14 protein-coding genes are annotated in these 14,097 nt (G+C 69.6%); 8 read left to right on the forward strand and 6 right to left on the reverse strand.

Features of this window, described 5'->3' with window-relative positions; translation table 11 throughout:
* Positions 1–53: 53 nt before the first annotated feature.
* The 3 genes from ACIBG8_RS17835 to ACIBG8_RS17845 are packed head-to-tail and all read left to right on the forward strand — an operon-like array spanning position 54 to position 2,169.
* Positions 54–266, forward strand: coding sequence for a hypothetical protein (locus ACIBG8_RS17835; protein ID WP_397343824.1), 213 nt, complete (start codon positions 54–56; stop codon positions 264–266).
* Entirely contained in the window at positions 263–745 is a 483-nt protein-coding gene (locus ACIBG8_RS17840) for a PH domain-containing protein (protein WP_397343825.1), read from the forward strand. Before ACIBG8_RS17835 ends, ACIBG8_RS17840 begins: the two co-directional genes overlap by 4 nt.
* Positions 742–2,169 carry a PH domain-containing protein gene (locus tag ACIBG8_RS17845; RefSeq protein ID WP_397343826.1) on the forward strand — a complete coding sequence of 476 codons (1,428 nt, stop codon included), beginning with the start codon at positions 742–744 and terminating at the stop codon, positions 2,167–2,169. Before ACIBG8_RS17840 ends, ACIBG8_RS17845 begins: the two co-directional genes overlap by 4 nt.
* Before the next feature lie 78 nt (positions 2,170–2,247).
* Here the strand turns inward: ACIBG8_RS17845 and ACIBG8_RS17850 are convergent, their stop codons facing one another.
* Positions 2,248–3,432, reverse strand: coding sequence for a serine/threonine-protein kinase (locus tag ACIBG8_RS17850; RefSeq protein ID WP_397343827.1), 1,185 nt, complete (start codon positions 3,430–3,432; stop codon positions 2,248–2,250).
* Positions 3,433–3,515: 83 nt separating this feature from the next.
* Here ACIBG8_RS17850 and ACIBG8_RS17855 point away from each other — a divergent pair, with 83 nt between their 5' ends.
* Positions 3,516–5,246 (forward strand): DEDD exonuclease domain-containing protein, encoded by a 1,731-nt coding sequence (locus ACIBG8_RS17855; RefSeq protein WP_397343828.1) that lies wholly within the window; start codon positions 3,516–3,518, stop codon positions 5,244–5,246.
* A gap of 36 nt (positions 5,247–5,282) precedes the next feature.
* Positions 5,283–5,570: an Lrp/AsnC family transcriptional regulator gene (locus ACIBG8_RS17860; RefSeq protein WP_397343829.1), complete on the forward strand. Its 288-nt coding sequence runs from the start codon at positions 5,283–5,285 to the stop codon at positions 5,568–5,570.
* A gap of 316 nt (positions 5,571–5,886) precedes the next feature.
* Here ACIBG8_RS17860 and ACIBG8_RS17865 read toward each other — a convergent pair whose 3' ends face one another.
* From ACIBG8_RS17865 to ACIBG8_RS17880, 4 genes are read right to left on the reverse strand one after another with little or no spacing between them, the layout of a single operon-like run.
* Positions 5,887–7,527: a cytochrome bc complex cytochrome b subunit gene (locus ACIBG8_RS17865; RefSeq protein WP_397343953.1), complete on the reverse strand. Its 1,641-nt coding sequence runs from the start codon at positions 7,525–7,527 to the stop codon at positions 5,887–5,889.
* 5 nt (positions 7,528–7,532) lie between these two features.
* A complete protein-coding gene (locus ACIBG8_RS17870; protein WP_397343830.1) occupies positions 7,533–8,642 on the reverse strand; it encodes a Rieske 2Fe-2S domain-containing protein in 1,110 nt (369 codons plus the stop codon).
* Positions 8,639–9,448, reverse strand: a complete 810-nt coding sequence (locus ACIBG8_RS17875) for a c-type cytochrome (RefSeq protein WP_397343831.1) — start codon at positions 9,446–9,448, stop codon at positions 8,639–8,641. Before ACIBG8_RS17875 ends, ACIBG8_RS17870 begins: the two co-directional genes overlap by 4 nt.
* A gap of 14 nt (positions 9,449–9,462) precedes the next feature.
* A complete protein-coding gene (locus tag ACIBG8_RS17880) occupies positions 9,463–10,110 on the reverse strand; it encodes a heme-copper oxidase subunit III (RefSeq protein ID WP_397343954.1) in 648 nt (215 codons plus the stop codon).
* 190 nt (positions 10,111–10,300) lie between these two features.
* Here ACIBG8_RS17880 and ACIBG8_RS17885 point away from each other — a divergent pair, with 190 nt between their 5' ends.
* From ACIBG8_RS17885 to ACIBG8_RS17895, 3 genes are all read left to right on the forward strand, one after another.
* Positions 10,301–10,699, forward strand: coding sequence for a hypothetical protein (locus ACIBG8_RS17885; RefSeq protein WP_397343955.1), 399 nt, complete (start codon positions 10,301–10,303; stop codon positions 10,697–10,699).
* Positions 10,700–10,705: 6 nt separating this feature from the next.
* Positions 10,706–11,752, forward strand: a complete 1,047-nt coding sequence (trpD, locus tag ACIBG8_RS17890; protein WP_397343832.1) for an anthranilate phosphoribosyltransferase — start codon at positions 10,706–10,708, stop codon at positions 11,750–11,752.
* Between the two features lie 201 nt (positions 11,753–11,953).
* A complete protein-coding gene (locus ACIBG8_RS17895) occupies positions 11,954–12,679 on the forward strand; it encodes a sensor histidine kinase (RefSeq protein WP_397343833.1) in 726 nt (241 codons plus the stop codon).
* A 201-nt stretch (positions 12,680–12,880) separates the two neighbouring features.
* Here the strand turns inward: ACIBG8_RS17895 and ACIBG8_RS17900 are convergent, their stop codons facing one another.
* Positions 12,881–14,074 carry an Ig-like domain-containing protein gene (locus ACIBG8_RS17900; protein ID WP_397343834.1) on the reverse strand — a complete coding sequence of 398 codons (1,194 nt, stop codon included), beginning with the start codon at positions 14,072–14,074 and terminating at the stop codon, positions 12,881–12,883.
* Positions 14,075–14,097: the final 23 nt, after the last annotated feature.

Consider the following 14,097-nt stretch of genomic DNA (forward strand, 5'->3'; position numbering starts at 1 on the left):
ACACCGACCAAAGTCGGTGTCGTGACCTGGACGCGGTGAACGACGCTGGACGCATGAAGACGGTTGTGGAGGTGTCGGGGTGGCTGCTGCTGCTCCAGGGCATCGGCGGAGTGATCAACAATCTGTGGGGCTGGTGGGGCTGGGCGCACGGCCTGCTGGTCGTCAACCTGCTGGACGGCTACCGGATCTTCGCCGCGATCGCCCTGGGCGTGCTCGGCTTCGCGCTCCTGGCCGCCGCCGGCTCGTTGAAGAAGGGGGACTCATGAGACTGCGACCACCGCGCAACCAGGCGGATCCGCGCGCGGTCCCGTGGTGGACGGCGCAGGCGCTCATGCTGGCCGTACCCGTCGCGATCTGTGTCGTGGCCGCCTATTGGTTCTTCACCGACCGGCCGCTGTGGCTGGGGGTGCTCGCCGGGGCCGTGGCCGTGCTGGGCCTGGTGCTGGCGCTGGTGGCGCCGCGCGCCTATTACCGGGTGCAGCGCTGGGAGGTCACCGACGAGGCGGTCTACACCCGCAAGGGCTGGCTGACCCACACCTGGCGGGTGGCGCCGATGTCGCGCATCCAGACGGTCGACACCGCGCGGGGGCCGGTGCAGCGACTGTTCGGGCTGGCCGACGTGACGGTGACCACGGCGTCCTCCGCCGGGGCGATCAAGATCGAGGCGCTGGACCACGAGCTGGCCGCCGACCTCGCGGAACGGCTCACCAAGATCACCCAGGCGACGCCGGGGGATGCCACGTGAGCGAGTGGAACGCCCTCAGCCGCCGCAGCCTCGGCGCCGCCGCCGTGTTGTCGATCTGGCTGGTCGTGCCCGCGCTGGTCGTGCTCGGCAAGATCATGCTCGGCCTCGACTGGCCGCCTCTGGCGATCGCCGCGGCGGGCGTGGGCGCCGTGCTGCTCATCGTGGGCGGCGTGGTCGTCTACGACCTGATCAGGCTGCGTAACACGAGCTGGCGGCTGACCGGCGAGCGGCTGGAGCTCCGCTCCGGCATCGCCGTACGCGAGCACCGCTCTGTCCCGCTCGAGCGGGTGCGCAGCGTCGACCTCAAGGCCGACCCGGTACGGCGGGCCTTCGGCCTGGCGGTGGTGAAGGTCGGCACCGGAGAGCACGAGGGCGATCTGACTCTGGACGCGCTGACCAGGGCGGATGCGGAAGAGTTGCGCCGCACCCTGCTCCAGCAGGAGGTTCCCGGGCAGGACGGCGCGCTGGCCACGCTGGACTGGTCGTGGATCAGGTTCGCCCCGCTGACCGTGTGGTCGTTCGTCGGCGGCGCCGTGGCGGTCGGCGCGATCTCCAAACTGCTGGACATGCTCGGCGTGAACCTGTTCACCACCGATACGGCCGAGCGGGCCTGGGCGTGGGCGAGCGACCGGCTGTGGCTGGCGATCCCCCTGGTCCTGCTGGCCAACGTCCTGGTGGGGGTGGTGGGCGCGGTGGCGGTGTACGCCGAGTCGTGGGGCGGCTACCGGCTGGAGCGCGAGCCTGGACGGCTGCGCCTGCGCAGGGGCCTGCTGACGAAGCGCTCGCTCACCCTGGAGGAGCGGCGGCTGCGCGGGGTGCACGTGGGCGAGTCGCTCCTGCTCCGGCTGGGCGGCGGGGCGCGGGTCAAGGCGGTCGCGACGGGGCTGCGCAAGGCGAAGGACGACGAGACCGAGGACGTCGCCGCGCTCACCCCGCCGATGCCGCGCACCGAGGCGTACGCCGTGGCGGAGCGGATCGCGCCGGGCGCCTTCCAGCAGCTCAGAAAGCACCCGAGGGCCGCGCTGCACAAGCGGCTCCGGCGGGCCGTGGTCACGATGGTCGTCCTCGCGGCGCTGCTGGCCGTGGTCCCTGGCTGGTGGTGGACGCTGCCGCTGGCGGCTCTGCCGTTCGCCCTCTGGTACGCGGCCGACACCTACCACGGTCTGGGCCACGCGCTCGGCGAGCGCCACCTCGTCACCCGCTCGGGCTCGGCCATGCGCGGCACCGTGGCGCTCGACCGGTCGGGCATCGTGGGCTGGACGATCAGCCAGTCGTTCTTCCAGCGGCGACTCGGCCTGCTGACGGTGTCCGCGACGACGGCCGCTGGCGACGGTCACTACGACGTGCTCGACGCGGGCGGCGACGAGGGGCTCGACCTGGCGGCCCGTGCCGTCCCCGGCCTGCTGGAGCCGTTCCTGCGCTGAGGTCTACGGATCACCCATGCCCCTGCGCTGGGTGATCCGTTTTCCACCATAAGGACGGCACTTGCACCGCACTTGCAGCTAGCTGCCCGGATTGGCCGCCAGCGACTGCGCGATAGCCCTGGCCACCTTGAGCGCCCCGGTGCACGACTCCCTCAGCTCCATCACCTTCGCCTCGGGCCCGGCGGGCACCGTCGAGCCGACGGCCTCGACGGTGATCGTGGTGGCTCCCGCCCTGACCAGCGCTCGGCAGCCGCCGTACGGCTGGTCCTGCCACTTGCCGGTGTTGTACTGGAACGCCGCCTCGTCCCCGACGCCCTTGATCTCCTGCAGCTGGAAGAACGCCGTGCCGAGCAGCGAGCACACGTCGACGGGCAGCGTGAAGGGGGCGGGCGCTGCCTCCTTCCGCACGACGAGGAACGCCGTCGTCGCCGCCACCACCGCCAGCGCGATCCCCACCGTGACGCCGACTTTCCTGCGGCGGCTGACGGGCTGCGTCGGGACCTCGTCTCCCCGGGCGAGCTGCCTGAGCGTACGGAGCACGGTGTCCGGATGCGGCCTGGCCGCCGGTCTGCGCGCCATCATCGCCGCCAGCAGCGGGCCGATCGGTGGACGCGCGGGCGGCGGCTGGCCGGTCAGCGTGGCCCTGACGCGGTCGGACGGCGATCCCTCGTAGGGCGGCCTGCCCTCGCTCGCGACGTAGAGCGTGGCGCCCAGAGACCACAGGTCGCTCGCCGGGCCGCCCCGCTCGCCGTCCAGCCGCTCAGGGGCGATGAAGCCGGGCGAGCCGATCGTCAGCCCGTCCTGGGTGAGCGTCTCCTGGCCCTCCTGCCTGGAGATGCCGAAATCGGTCAGCACCACCCGGCCGCCGTCGGTGAGGAAGACGTTGCCCGGCTTGACGTCGCGGTGCTGCAGGCCGCGCCCGTGCGCCACGGTGAGCGCATCCAGCAGGTCGGCCCCGACGCGGGCGACCTCCCCGGGGGGCAGTGGTCCGTACGCGGTGATCTGCTCGGCCAGCGTGCGGCCGCGCAGGAGCTCCATGACCAGCCACGGGCGGTCGTCCGCCACGACCACGTCGTGCAGCGCCACGATGGACGTGTGCCTGAGCTGCGCGGTTGCCTGCGCCTCGCGCACGGCCCTGGTGACGGCCTCGGCCCGGTCCCCCTCCGGAAGGGTGAGCTCCTTGACGGCGACCTCGCGGCCCAGAAGCTCGTCCCTGGCCAGCCACACCCGGCCCATCCCGCCGCTGCCCAACGGCTCGATCAAGGTATATCGGTCAGCGAGTAATCCCCCTGGCATACGCAGGAGGGTAGCCCAGACTGTCGGTCCCGCCCTCTATGGTCTTGCCCGTGGAAGCGGTTCAAGGCACTCTCGACGAGCTCGGCACCCCCCTGTCCGAGGTCACCTTCGTGGTCTTCGACCTCGAGACGACCGGGGGTTCCGCGGCCGAGCACGCGATCACCGAGATCGGCGCCGTCAAGGTGCGCGCGGGCGAGACGCTGGGCGAGCTGGCCACCCTCGTCGATCCGGGCAGCCCGATCCCGCCGTTCATCTCGGTGCTGACCGGCATCACCGACGCCATGGTCGTGGCGGCGCCGCGCATCGAGTCCGTGCTGCCGAGCTTCCTCGAGTTCATCAGGGGCGCCGTCGTGGTCGCCCACAACGCCAGCTTCGACATGGGCTTCATCAAGGCGGCCTGCGCCGCGCTCGGCTATCCGCCGCCGCTCAACCCGATCGTCGACACCGTCGACCTGGCCCGCAGGGTGCTGACCCGCGACGAGGTGCCCAACGCCAAGCTCGGCACCCTGGCCAGGTTCTTCCGCAGCCGCGTCGAGCCCATCCACCGGGCGCTGCAGGACGCGCAGGCCACCGTCCACGTGCTGCACGGCCTCATCGAGCGGGCCGGGTCCTTCCAGGTGCACACGCTCGAAGAGCTCAAGTCGTTCGTCCGCGCCCCCACCCCGGAGCAGCAGCGCAAGCGCCACCTCGCCGAGCACGTGCCGCACGCGCCGGGCGTCTACCTGTTCGAGGACGAGCGCGGCGAGGTCCTCTACATCGGCAAGTCCACCAACCTGCGCAACCGGGTCCGCTCCTACTTCACCGCCAGCGAGACCAGGCCGCGCATCCGCGAGATGATCGGCATCGCCGAGCGGGTGCGCCACATCGTCTGCGCCACCAACCTCGAGGCGGAGGTCAGGGAGTTACGGCTGATCGGCGGCGCCAAGCCCCGCTACAACCGCCGCTCGCGCCACCCGGAGAAGGTCGTCTGGCTCAAGCTCACCGACGAGGTCTTCCCCCGGCTGTCGATCGTGCGCGAGGTCCGCGACGACGGCGGCACCTACCTGGGCCCGTTCTCCAGCAGCAGGGCCGCCGACGACGCGCGCATCGCCATGCACGAGGCGCTGCCGCTGCGCCAGTGCAACGACCGGTTGTCACTCAAGATCAGCCGTCCCGCGTGCGCGCTGGCCGAGATGGGCAGGTGCGGCGCGCCCTGCGAGGGCAGGCAGTCGCAGGCCGACTACGCGCTGCACGTCGACAACGCCAAGCGCGCCATGCAGAGCGACGTCTCGCTCGTCTACACCGCCCTCTCCGCCCGCATGGAGCGGCTCTCGGTCGAGCAGCGCTACGAGGAGGCCTCCGTCGACCGCGACCGGCTCGCCTCCTACGTGCGCACGGCGGCCCGCATGCAGCGCCTGACGGCCCTGACGCGCATCCCGCAGATGGTGGCGGCCAGCCCGGCGTTCGACGGCGGGTGGGAGATCCACGTGATCCGCCACGGCCGCCTGTGCGCGGCCGGGATGATGCCGCGCGGCGCCCACCCGACCCCGTTCGTCGAGGCCCTGGTCGCGACGGCCGAGACCGTCGTCCCCGGCCCGGGTCCCACGCCCGCGGCCAACGCCGAGGAGACCGAGTGCATCCTGCGGTGGCTCGAATCCCCTGGGATTCGCCTGGTGGAGGTTGACGGCGAGTGGAGCCTGCCCGTGTACGGCGCCGCCCGCCACAAGGCCCGCATCGACCTGGCCTACCGCGGGTTCGACCACCGGCGTCCCGGCTCAAAGGAGGGGCGGCCGCTGCACTAGAGTGCTGATCAGCGCAACTCATCGAGGAGGTCTCACGTGGTCACGGCCATCGTGCACATCAACGCCGAGGTGGACCGCATCCCCGAGGTCGCCCAGACGATCGCCGAGCTGGCTGGGGTCAGCGAGGTCTACTCGATCACCGGCGAATACGACCTGCTGGCGATGGTCCGGGTGGCCACGTACGAGGAGATCGCCGAGGTGATCCCTGGGCGGCTCAACAAGGTGGCGGGCGTGCTGAAGACGGAGACGCACATCGCGTTCCGCACGTATTCCACGCACGACCTCGACGCCGCCTTCTCCATCGGCCTCACCGAGTCCGACTAGCCCCACCACACGCCGCTCTCCGCCCCTTTGGAAGCCAGGGCCTGAAGGGGCGTCTTCGCATGCCACTCCCCCTCCCCCGTGGGCCCTCCTTCCCGGGTACGGCGGCACCACGTCGACACGAGGGGCTGAGAGGCCACAGGAGGGGCTCATACGGGCGATGTGACGGCGGTGAGCCGACGGGCCTGGAGTGCCATGAAAGAGGGACACCAGCCCCGTGCGGCGGGTAGCTGTCCCCTGGCGACAGCCGTACCCCAAAGGTCTTGAAAGACGGAAAGGCCCGGACGGAGAAACCGTCCGGGCCTTTGCCGTAGATGAGCTAGTGAGTCAGCGACTTGTCGTCGTCGCCCGACTCGATCTCCGCGTGGCCGTGACCGTGGCCGTCGCCGTCGTCCAGCGGGATCTTCTCCCCGCCGTACGCCTTCGACATGCGACCGCGCAGCTTCCCGAGCGGCCCGCGCATGCCCTTCGGGGGGATCCCCGCCGCGTCCTCGTCCACCTCGACCTGCCGCACCGGCTCCTTGCCGCGCATGTGGGCCTCGATGTCGTCCGCCGGAGGCGTGTGGACCTCGATGAACTCACCGTGCGGCAGCCGCTTGATGACACCGGACTCCACCCCGTGCCCGATGACCGAAGCGTCGGAACGCTGCAGCCCCAGGCACATGCGGTAGGTGATCATATAGGCCAGCGCAGGACCCACGAAGATCATGACCCGGCCGATGTAGGTCGTCCAGTTGAGGCTCACGTGGAAGAACGACGCGAGCTCGTCGTTGGCGCCCAGCAGCCACAGCACACCGTAGAACGTGATCGCCGAGATGCCGATCGAGGTGCGGTGCGGGTTGTTGCGCGGGCGGTCGGCGATGTGGTGCTCGCGCCGGTCACCGGTGATCCACTGTTCCAGGAACGGATACAGCGCCAGGCCCGTCATGATGATGCCCATCGGCACCAGCGCCGGGATGATCACCGACATCGGGAGCGTGCCCCAGTGGCTGGTGCCGCCGAGGTTGATCTCCCACGACGGCATGAGCCGCAGCGAGCCTTCGAGGAAGCCCATGTAGAAGTCGGGCTGCGAACCCGCCGAGATGTCCGCCGGGGTGTAGGGGCCGAACAGCCAGATCGGGTTGATCTGGGCGAACGTGCCGAGCCCGGCGATCACCGCGAAGGTGAACAGGAAGTACGCGCCCGCCTTGGCCATGAAAGCCGGGTAGAACGGCGCGCCCACCACGTTCTTGTTCGTGCGCCCCTTGCCGGGCATCTGGGTGTGCTTCTGCACCCACATGAGGACCATGTGGGCCGAGACCAGCGCCAGGATGATGCCCGGGATGAGCAGGATGTGCAGCGAGTAGAAGCGGGACATGACGTCCTCGCCCGGATACTCCCCACCGAACAGGAAGAACGTGATGTACGTGCCGACCAGCGGCAGCGAGATCGCCACGCCCTCGGTGATGCGCAGACCCGCGCCGGACAGCAGGTCGTCGGGCAGCGAGTAGCCCGTCAGACCCGCGGCCAGGGCCAGGGTGAGCAGCAGGACGCCGATGAGCCAGTTGAGCTCGCGCGGCTTGCGGTAGGCGCCGGTGAAGAACACACGCAGGGCGTGGACCATCATGCCGGCGATGAACAGCAGGGCCGCCCAGTGGTGCATCTGCCGCATGAGCAGCCCACCACGGACATCGAAGCTGAGCTCCAGCGACGATGCGTAGGCCTCGGACATCATGACGCCCTTGAGCGGGGCGTAGGACCCGTCGTACATCACGTGGCCCATGCCCGGCTTGTACCAGAACGTCAGGAACGTACCGGTCAGCAGGATGATGATGAACGAGTAGAGAGCGATCTCGCCCAGCAGGAACGACCAGTGGTCGGGGAACATCTTGCGCAGGTTGCGCTTGAGGAAGTTGCCCGCACCGAGCCGGTCGTCGAGGAAGCTCGACGGGCCGGCGATGCCCTTCGGGACCGCATTCATGTCGCTCACGCGTGGCCTCCCTTGGACCTGGCCTCGGCCTCGGCGTCGCCGCGCTCCCAGAAGCTGGGGCCAGGCGGCACCGCGAAGTCACCCTGGGCGATCAGGAAGCCCTGCTCGTCGACCGCGATCGGCAGCTGCGGCAGCGGCCTGGCGGCCGGGCCGAAGATGACCTTGGCGCCGTCGGCGGCGTCGAACGTCGACTGGTGACACGGGCACAGGATGTGGTGGGTGGTCTGCTCGTAGAGGGCGGCAGGGCAGCCGACGTGCGTGCAGATCTTGGAGTAGGCCACGATGCCGTCGTGCGTCCAGTTCAGGTTGACGCCCGACTTGATCTCTTCCGGGCGGAACTTGATCAGGATGAGCGTGGCCTTGGCGAGGGCGTTGAGGTCGTGCTCGTAGCCCTCGGGGACGACCGACAGGATGCCGCCGGGCGAGTTGAAGTCGGCGGCGCGGATCGGCTGGCCCGTGCCCTCGACGACCAGCTTGAGCGGCTTGCCGTCCTTGCTCTTGGTGCCCCACACCGTGTGGCGGAGCTCCTTGTTGAAGTCGGCGCCCGGCATGTCGGAGTTGTCGAGGTCGCGCAGCAGGACCAGAGGAAGCAGGCCCAGCGGCGCGGCGGCCAGCAGGAGCGTACGGCGGAGCAGCTTGCGCTTGACGAAGCCGCTCTCCTTCGCGCCCTGGAGGAACGTCTCCCCGACGTACTCGCGGGTGGGCTCGTCGGAGGCCATCGGGTGGCGCTCCTGCACGAGGTTGTACTTCGGCATGATCTGGCGGACCCAGACCACGATGCCGACCGCGAGGCCCAGCAGCGCCACGGTCAGCGTGCCGCCCAGCGCCAGGTTGGACAGCCCCGTGTTCTCCGGCGAGCCGACCTGGAGCTGCACGTAGAAGATGATGAACGCGATGCCCGCGGCGAACGTGGCCAGGAAGCAGAGGGCCACGATCCTTTCCGCCTTGCGCGCCTTGGCCTCGTCCGGGTAGGTGACGCCGGGAACCTCGACGTCCTCATCCGGCTCCGCCGTGCCGAGGGCCGCGGCCCCGGGCGCGGGCGTGCCGATCACGCGCTTGGGGACGCGCTCGTCCGGCTGCTCGATCTCGTGCTCGTTGTCAGTCATGACTTCTGTCGCTTCTTCGCGGTGATCCAGATGGCGGCGAGGGCCATGATGCTGATGCCCACAACCCACACTACGAGGCCTTCGGTGACCGGGCCTATACGTCCGAGCCCGAAACCTCCGGGGTCCTTCTGCTCACGAACGCCCGTGATGTAGGCGATCATGTCGCGCTTCTCCTCCGGGGTGATCGTCGTGTCGTTGAAGACCGGCATGGCCTGCGGGCCGGTGATCATCGCCTCGTAGATCTGCCTGTCGGAGGCCTGGTTCAGGTCGGGCGCGTGCTTGCCCTGCGTGAGCGCGCCGCCGGCCCCGACGAAGTTGTGGCACTGGATGCAGTTCGCGCGGAACAGCTCGCCACCCTTCGCCATGTTGCCGAGCTTGGGGTCGACCTGCTCGTTCCCCGGGATCTGCGGACCGCCGCCCAGCGACTGGACGTACGCGGCCAGCTGCCGGGTGGTTTCGTCGTTGACCCACGGTGCCGTCGGCTTGCGCGGGGCCTGGGGCCCCGGCTGCGCCATCGGCATGCGGCCGCTGCTCACCTGGAAGTCCACGGCGGCAGCTCCGACGCCCACGAGCGTGGGGCCTGTTTGGGTGCCCTCCGCGTTCAGGCCGTGGCAGCTGGAGCAGTGAGCCTGGAAAAGGCTCTTGCCCTCGGCGACGTCGTCGAGCTTGCCAGCGGCGAGCGCGGCGTCAGCCGGCCTGGTGAACTGCGCGAAGGCGGTGTAGCCGATGCCGAAGACCGCCAGCGCGAGAAGGAGCACGGCATATCTCGCGAGGGGATGCCGCCGTCGAGCGGTGATCCAAGTCACAGAGATCCCGTTCCTTATCGAATGATGTAGATGGTCGCGAAAAGACCGATCCAGACGACGTCGACGAAGTGCCAGTAGTAGGACACGACGATCGCGCTGGTGGCCTGCTCATGCGTGAAGCGCTTCGCGGCGTACGTGCGTCCCAGCATGAACAGGAACGCGATCAGGCCACCGGTCACGTGCAGGCCGTGGAAGCCCGTCGTGAGGTAGAACACCGAGGTGAAGGGGTTGGCTGACAGGGTGGCGCCCTCGCTTGCCAACTCCATGTACTCGTAGATCTGACCGGCGACGAAGACGGCGCCCATCAGGAAGCTCACGAAGTACCAGAAGCGGAGCTTGCCGACCTGGCCCTTCTCCGCGGCCCACACGCCCAGCTGGCACGTCACAGAAGACAGAACCAGGATGATCGTGTTGACCGTCGCGAACGGGATGTTCAGGTGAGCCTCACCCAACTCGGGCGCAGGCGGGTACGAAGGTGCCCACGTGAAGCCCTCGCCGAGACTCACCGACCGGATGGTGAAGTACATCGCGAACAGCGCCGCGAAGAACATGAGCTCAGAGGACAGCCACACGATCGTCCCGACGCTGACCAGGTTGGGTCTGCGCGACGAATGTGCTGTCGTCGTCGAAGTTATTGCGGATGCTGTCGCCACGGGCAGCATTATTGCGGTTCCCATGGTCGGGTCGGCGCACGACCCCCCGTTAGAGGGCATAAACGCGCCACTAACCTGGGATAATTAGTACAAATCACCCGGCCTGGGTTTCCGTCGTGCCGCACCGGTACGATCCCCTTGACCATACTGCTACGAGCGATAGCGAGCTGCGACCGTGAGCACCACCACCGACGACACGATGAGGGTCCTCGTCTACAGCGACGACGCAGCCACGAGGGAGAAGGTACGGCTGGCCATCGGCCGCCGCCCCGCTGCCGACGTCCCGTTCGTCGAGATCGTGGAGTGCGCCACCGAGCCCAAGGTCCACCAGTGGCTCGGCTCAGGCGACATCGACGTCGCGATCCTGGACGGCGAGACCCAGCCGGCCGGCGGCATGGGCGTCAGCAAGCAGGCCAAGGACGAGGTCTACGACTGCCCGCCGATCCTGCTGCTCATCGCCAGGCGCGACGACCGCTGGCTGGCCGACTGGTCGCGCGCCGACGCCGTCGTGCCGCAGCCGCTCGACCCGATGGTCCTGGCCGACGCCGTGGCCGACCTCATGCGTAAGCGATCCTCCTCCCGACTCAACGCCAAGTAGGTACCCATGGACTCCCGCACGACCTGGCCCACCTTGCTGTCCGCCTTGCTGTCCGGTGAGCATCTGACCGCCGACGAGACGGCGTGGGCGATGCGGGAGATCATGTCGGGCTCCGCCACCCCGGCCCAGATCGCGGGCTTCGCGGTGGCCCTGCGCGCCAAGGGCGAGACGGTGGCCGAGGTCACCGGCCTGGCCAGGACGATGCTGGAGCTGGCCACGCCGCTCCACGTCGACGGCCCTGTCGTCGACATCGTCGGCACCGGCGGCGACCGCGCCCACACGGTGAACGTCTCGACCATGGCCGCCATCGTCGCCGCCGCGGCGGGCGAGCGGGTCGTCAAGCACGGCAACCGGGCGGCCTCCTCCGCCTGCGGCGCTGCCGACGTGCTGGAGCACCTGGGCATCCTGCTCGACCTGACGCCCGAGCAGACCGCCAACGTGGCCCGCGAGGCGGGCATCGCGTTCTGCTTCGCGCCGGTCTACCACCCGGCGCTGCGCTTCGCCGGGCCGCCGCGCAAGGAGCTCGGCGTGCCGACGGTCTTCAACTTCCTCGGGCCGCTGACCAACCCGGCCCGTCCTGCCGCGCAGGCGATCGGTGTCTACGACGCGCGCATGCTGCCGGTGCTGGCCGGGGTGTTCGCCGAGCGTGGGGTGTCGGCGCTGGTGTTCCGCGGGGACGACGGGCTCGACGAGCTGACGATCGCGACGACGTCCACGGTGTGGGTGGTGCGGGACGGCACGGCCACGCAGACGGTGTTCGACCCGGCTGTGCTGGGGATCGCTCGGGCGGGGGCGGACGCGCTGCGTGGCGGGGACGTGGCTTTCAACGCGCAGGCGGTGCACGACCTGGTGCGGGGGAAGGCGGGTCCGGTGCGTGACGCGGTGCTGCTCAACGCGGCGGCGGCGCTGGTGGCCGCCGACGGGGCCGGGGACGATCTGGACTCGGCGATGATCGACGGGTATGCGCGCGCGGTGCAGGCGGTCGACTCCGGCCGCGCCGCCTCGACGCTGGACCGGTGGATCGAGGTAAGCCGCTCCGTCCGCCGCCCTTGAGGGGTTGAGCGTCTTTTGACCACCCCTCTGAAGAGTTGAGGATCTTCGAGGGACCTCAGGTCTCACGGGGCTGAGGTCCTTTGAGAGGCTGCGCTTTTCGGAGGGCTGGGGTTCCTTGGGGGTGGGTCACCTGACGGGGGGATCTGGCGTCATCCGGGGAGGGGATGTCAGGGGAACTCCCCTGGACCTACCGTGCAGCGCATGGCGTCATGGATCTTGGCGGCGGCCTGCGCCGCGCTCGCCCTCCTGCTGCTGCGCGCGCACCACCGGTCGGCCGCGCTCCGCAGAGCGCACGAGGACCTGTCCGCGCGCCACGCCGTCACCGCGGAACGGGCCAGGATCGCGCAGGAGCTGCACGACGTCGCCGCGCACCGGGTGAGCGTGATGACGTTCGGCGTGGGCGCAGGACGCATGATCATGGCCAAGGATCCCGACCGGGCCAGGGAGACGCTGCGGGTGGCCGAGGAGTCCGGCCGCCTGGCGCTGTCGGAGCTGCAGCGCCTGCTCGGCCTGCTCGCCGTCCTCAGCGGCGCCGCGCCGACCACCACCCCGCAACCGGGCCTGACCGACCTCGACGACCTCCTGGAGTGCGTACGGCGGGCCGGGCTGAGCGTCGAGCTGATCCAGGAAGGCCGCCCCGCGGCGCTGGGAACGTCCGTGGAGCTCTCCACGTACCGGATCGTTCAGGTGTGCCTGGACAACACCCTCAGACACGCAGGAGCGCGATCAGCGACGGTGACGCTGCGCTGGCGCTCCGGCCACGTGGACATCCTGGTCCACGACGACGGACACGCCACCCTCCCCCTCCCCCAGGGCAAGGGCCTCCTGAACCTCCGCGAACGCACCGCCCTCCACCACGGCACCCTGACCACGACGCTCGTCGAAGGCGCACTGCTGGTCCACGCGAGGCTGTCACTACCGTCGTGAAAGGCAGCACGAAGAGGTGGGATGGCGGCGTCGCGGCGGCCGGCCACGCACGCTCGTCGGCCGTGCCCCTGGACGGAGCCCGGCCCCGTGCGGCGACTGGGCGTCCCCCGGCCTGCCGTACCCCCAAAGAGAGAGCAGCCGGAAAAAGAGCACCCGCCCCGGAAAGCTAAGGAAAGCGCATCCGGGGCGGGGCGATGAAGGTCAGAGGGATTCGGTGGGTGCGGACTTGATGGAGCTCCACTTGAGCCACTGCTTCCAGGACTCCTGCCAGTGCCCCCACCCGTTCGTCGGCTCCAGCTCGCGCGGCGACCCCGTGATGATGATCGGGTCCCCGATCAGCGTGTTCCTGATGAACCACGACGCGTTCGACGGCGAGACGTTCACGCACCCGTGGCTCACGTTCGAGTACCCCTGCGACCCAACCGACCACGGCGCGCTGTGCACGTACTCACCACTGCTGGAGATCCGCACGGTGTTGTAGACCGTCTTCTTGTAGTAACCGGGCGACCCCGGCCCGATGCCCGGCGAGACCATGATGGTCACCGGCTCGCGCGACATCGCCAGGTGGATCCCCGAGGTCGTGTAGTACTTCCACGCCCCGCCCTGACCCGCGCTCATCGCGATCTCGCGGATCTTCTTCCCGTCGCGCTTCACGGTCAGGTAGTGGTTGTCCGTGCTGCCCTTGGTGATCTGCGACCGCCCGATCCTGAAGTCGAGCGTGTAGTCCCGCTTGCCGTACATCCCCTCGGCCCCGCGCACCCCGGCCAGCTTGGCCTCCAGGCGGACCTTGGTGTGCGCAGGCCAGTACGTGAGCGGCCTGAAGTGCACGTTGCGGTCGTCGAACCAGTGCCAGGCGCCCTCGACCGGCTTGGAGCTGCGCACCACGAGGTTGCGCTCGACGGAGACCCGGTCGGTGATGTCCTTGTTGAACGTCACCATGATCGGCATGCCGACGCCGACGGTGAGCTCGGTGTCGTCCCTGTTGGGGAGCATCTCCTCGATCTCGAAGGACTTGTCCGCGTCGACCGTGGAGAACGTGCTGGTGCTCTCCGTCGCCTTGCCCTGCGGGTTCGTCGCCACGGCCGTGACGGTGTAGGTGCTGTCCGGCCTGGCGGTCTTCTTGCTGCGCCAGCGGGTCCTGTCGGCGCTGAACTCGCCGGGCAGGCTGCCGTTCTTGCCGCTCACCGCGACGCTCTTGAGCGTGCCGCCCGTCGCGGCGACCAGCACCGGCTCGTCGGTGCCCACCTTGCCCGCCTTGTCGAGCGGGATGACGGTCACCGCGGCGTCCGCCACCGGCACCGGGTTCCCGCCTTCTTCTGCCGCGTTACTCGCCGAACAGGCGACCAACGTCGACAAGGCCAGCAACCCGGCCGCTCCACGTGTCCTGCGCCCCACGGGAACTCCCCCATCCGCGATCG

The organism is Nonomuraea sp. NPDC050556, from assembly GCF_044457355.1.
GTDB lineage: Bacteria > Actinomycetota > Actinomycetes > Streptosporangiales > Streptosporangiaceae > Nonomuraea.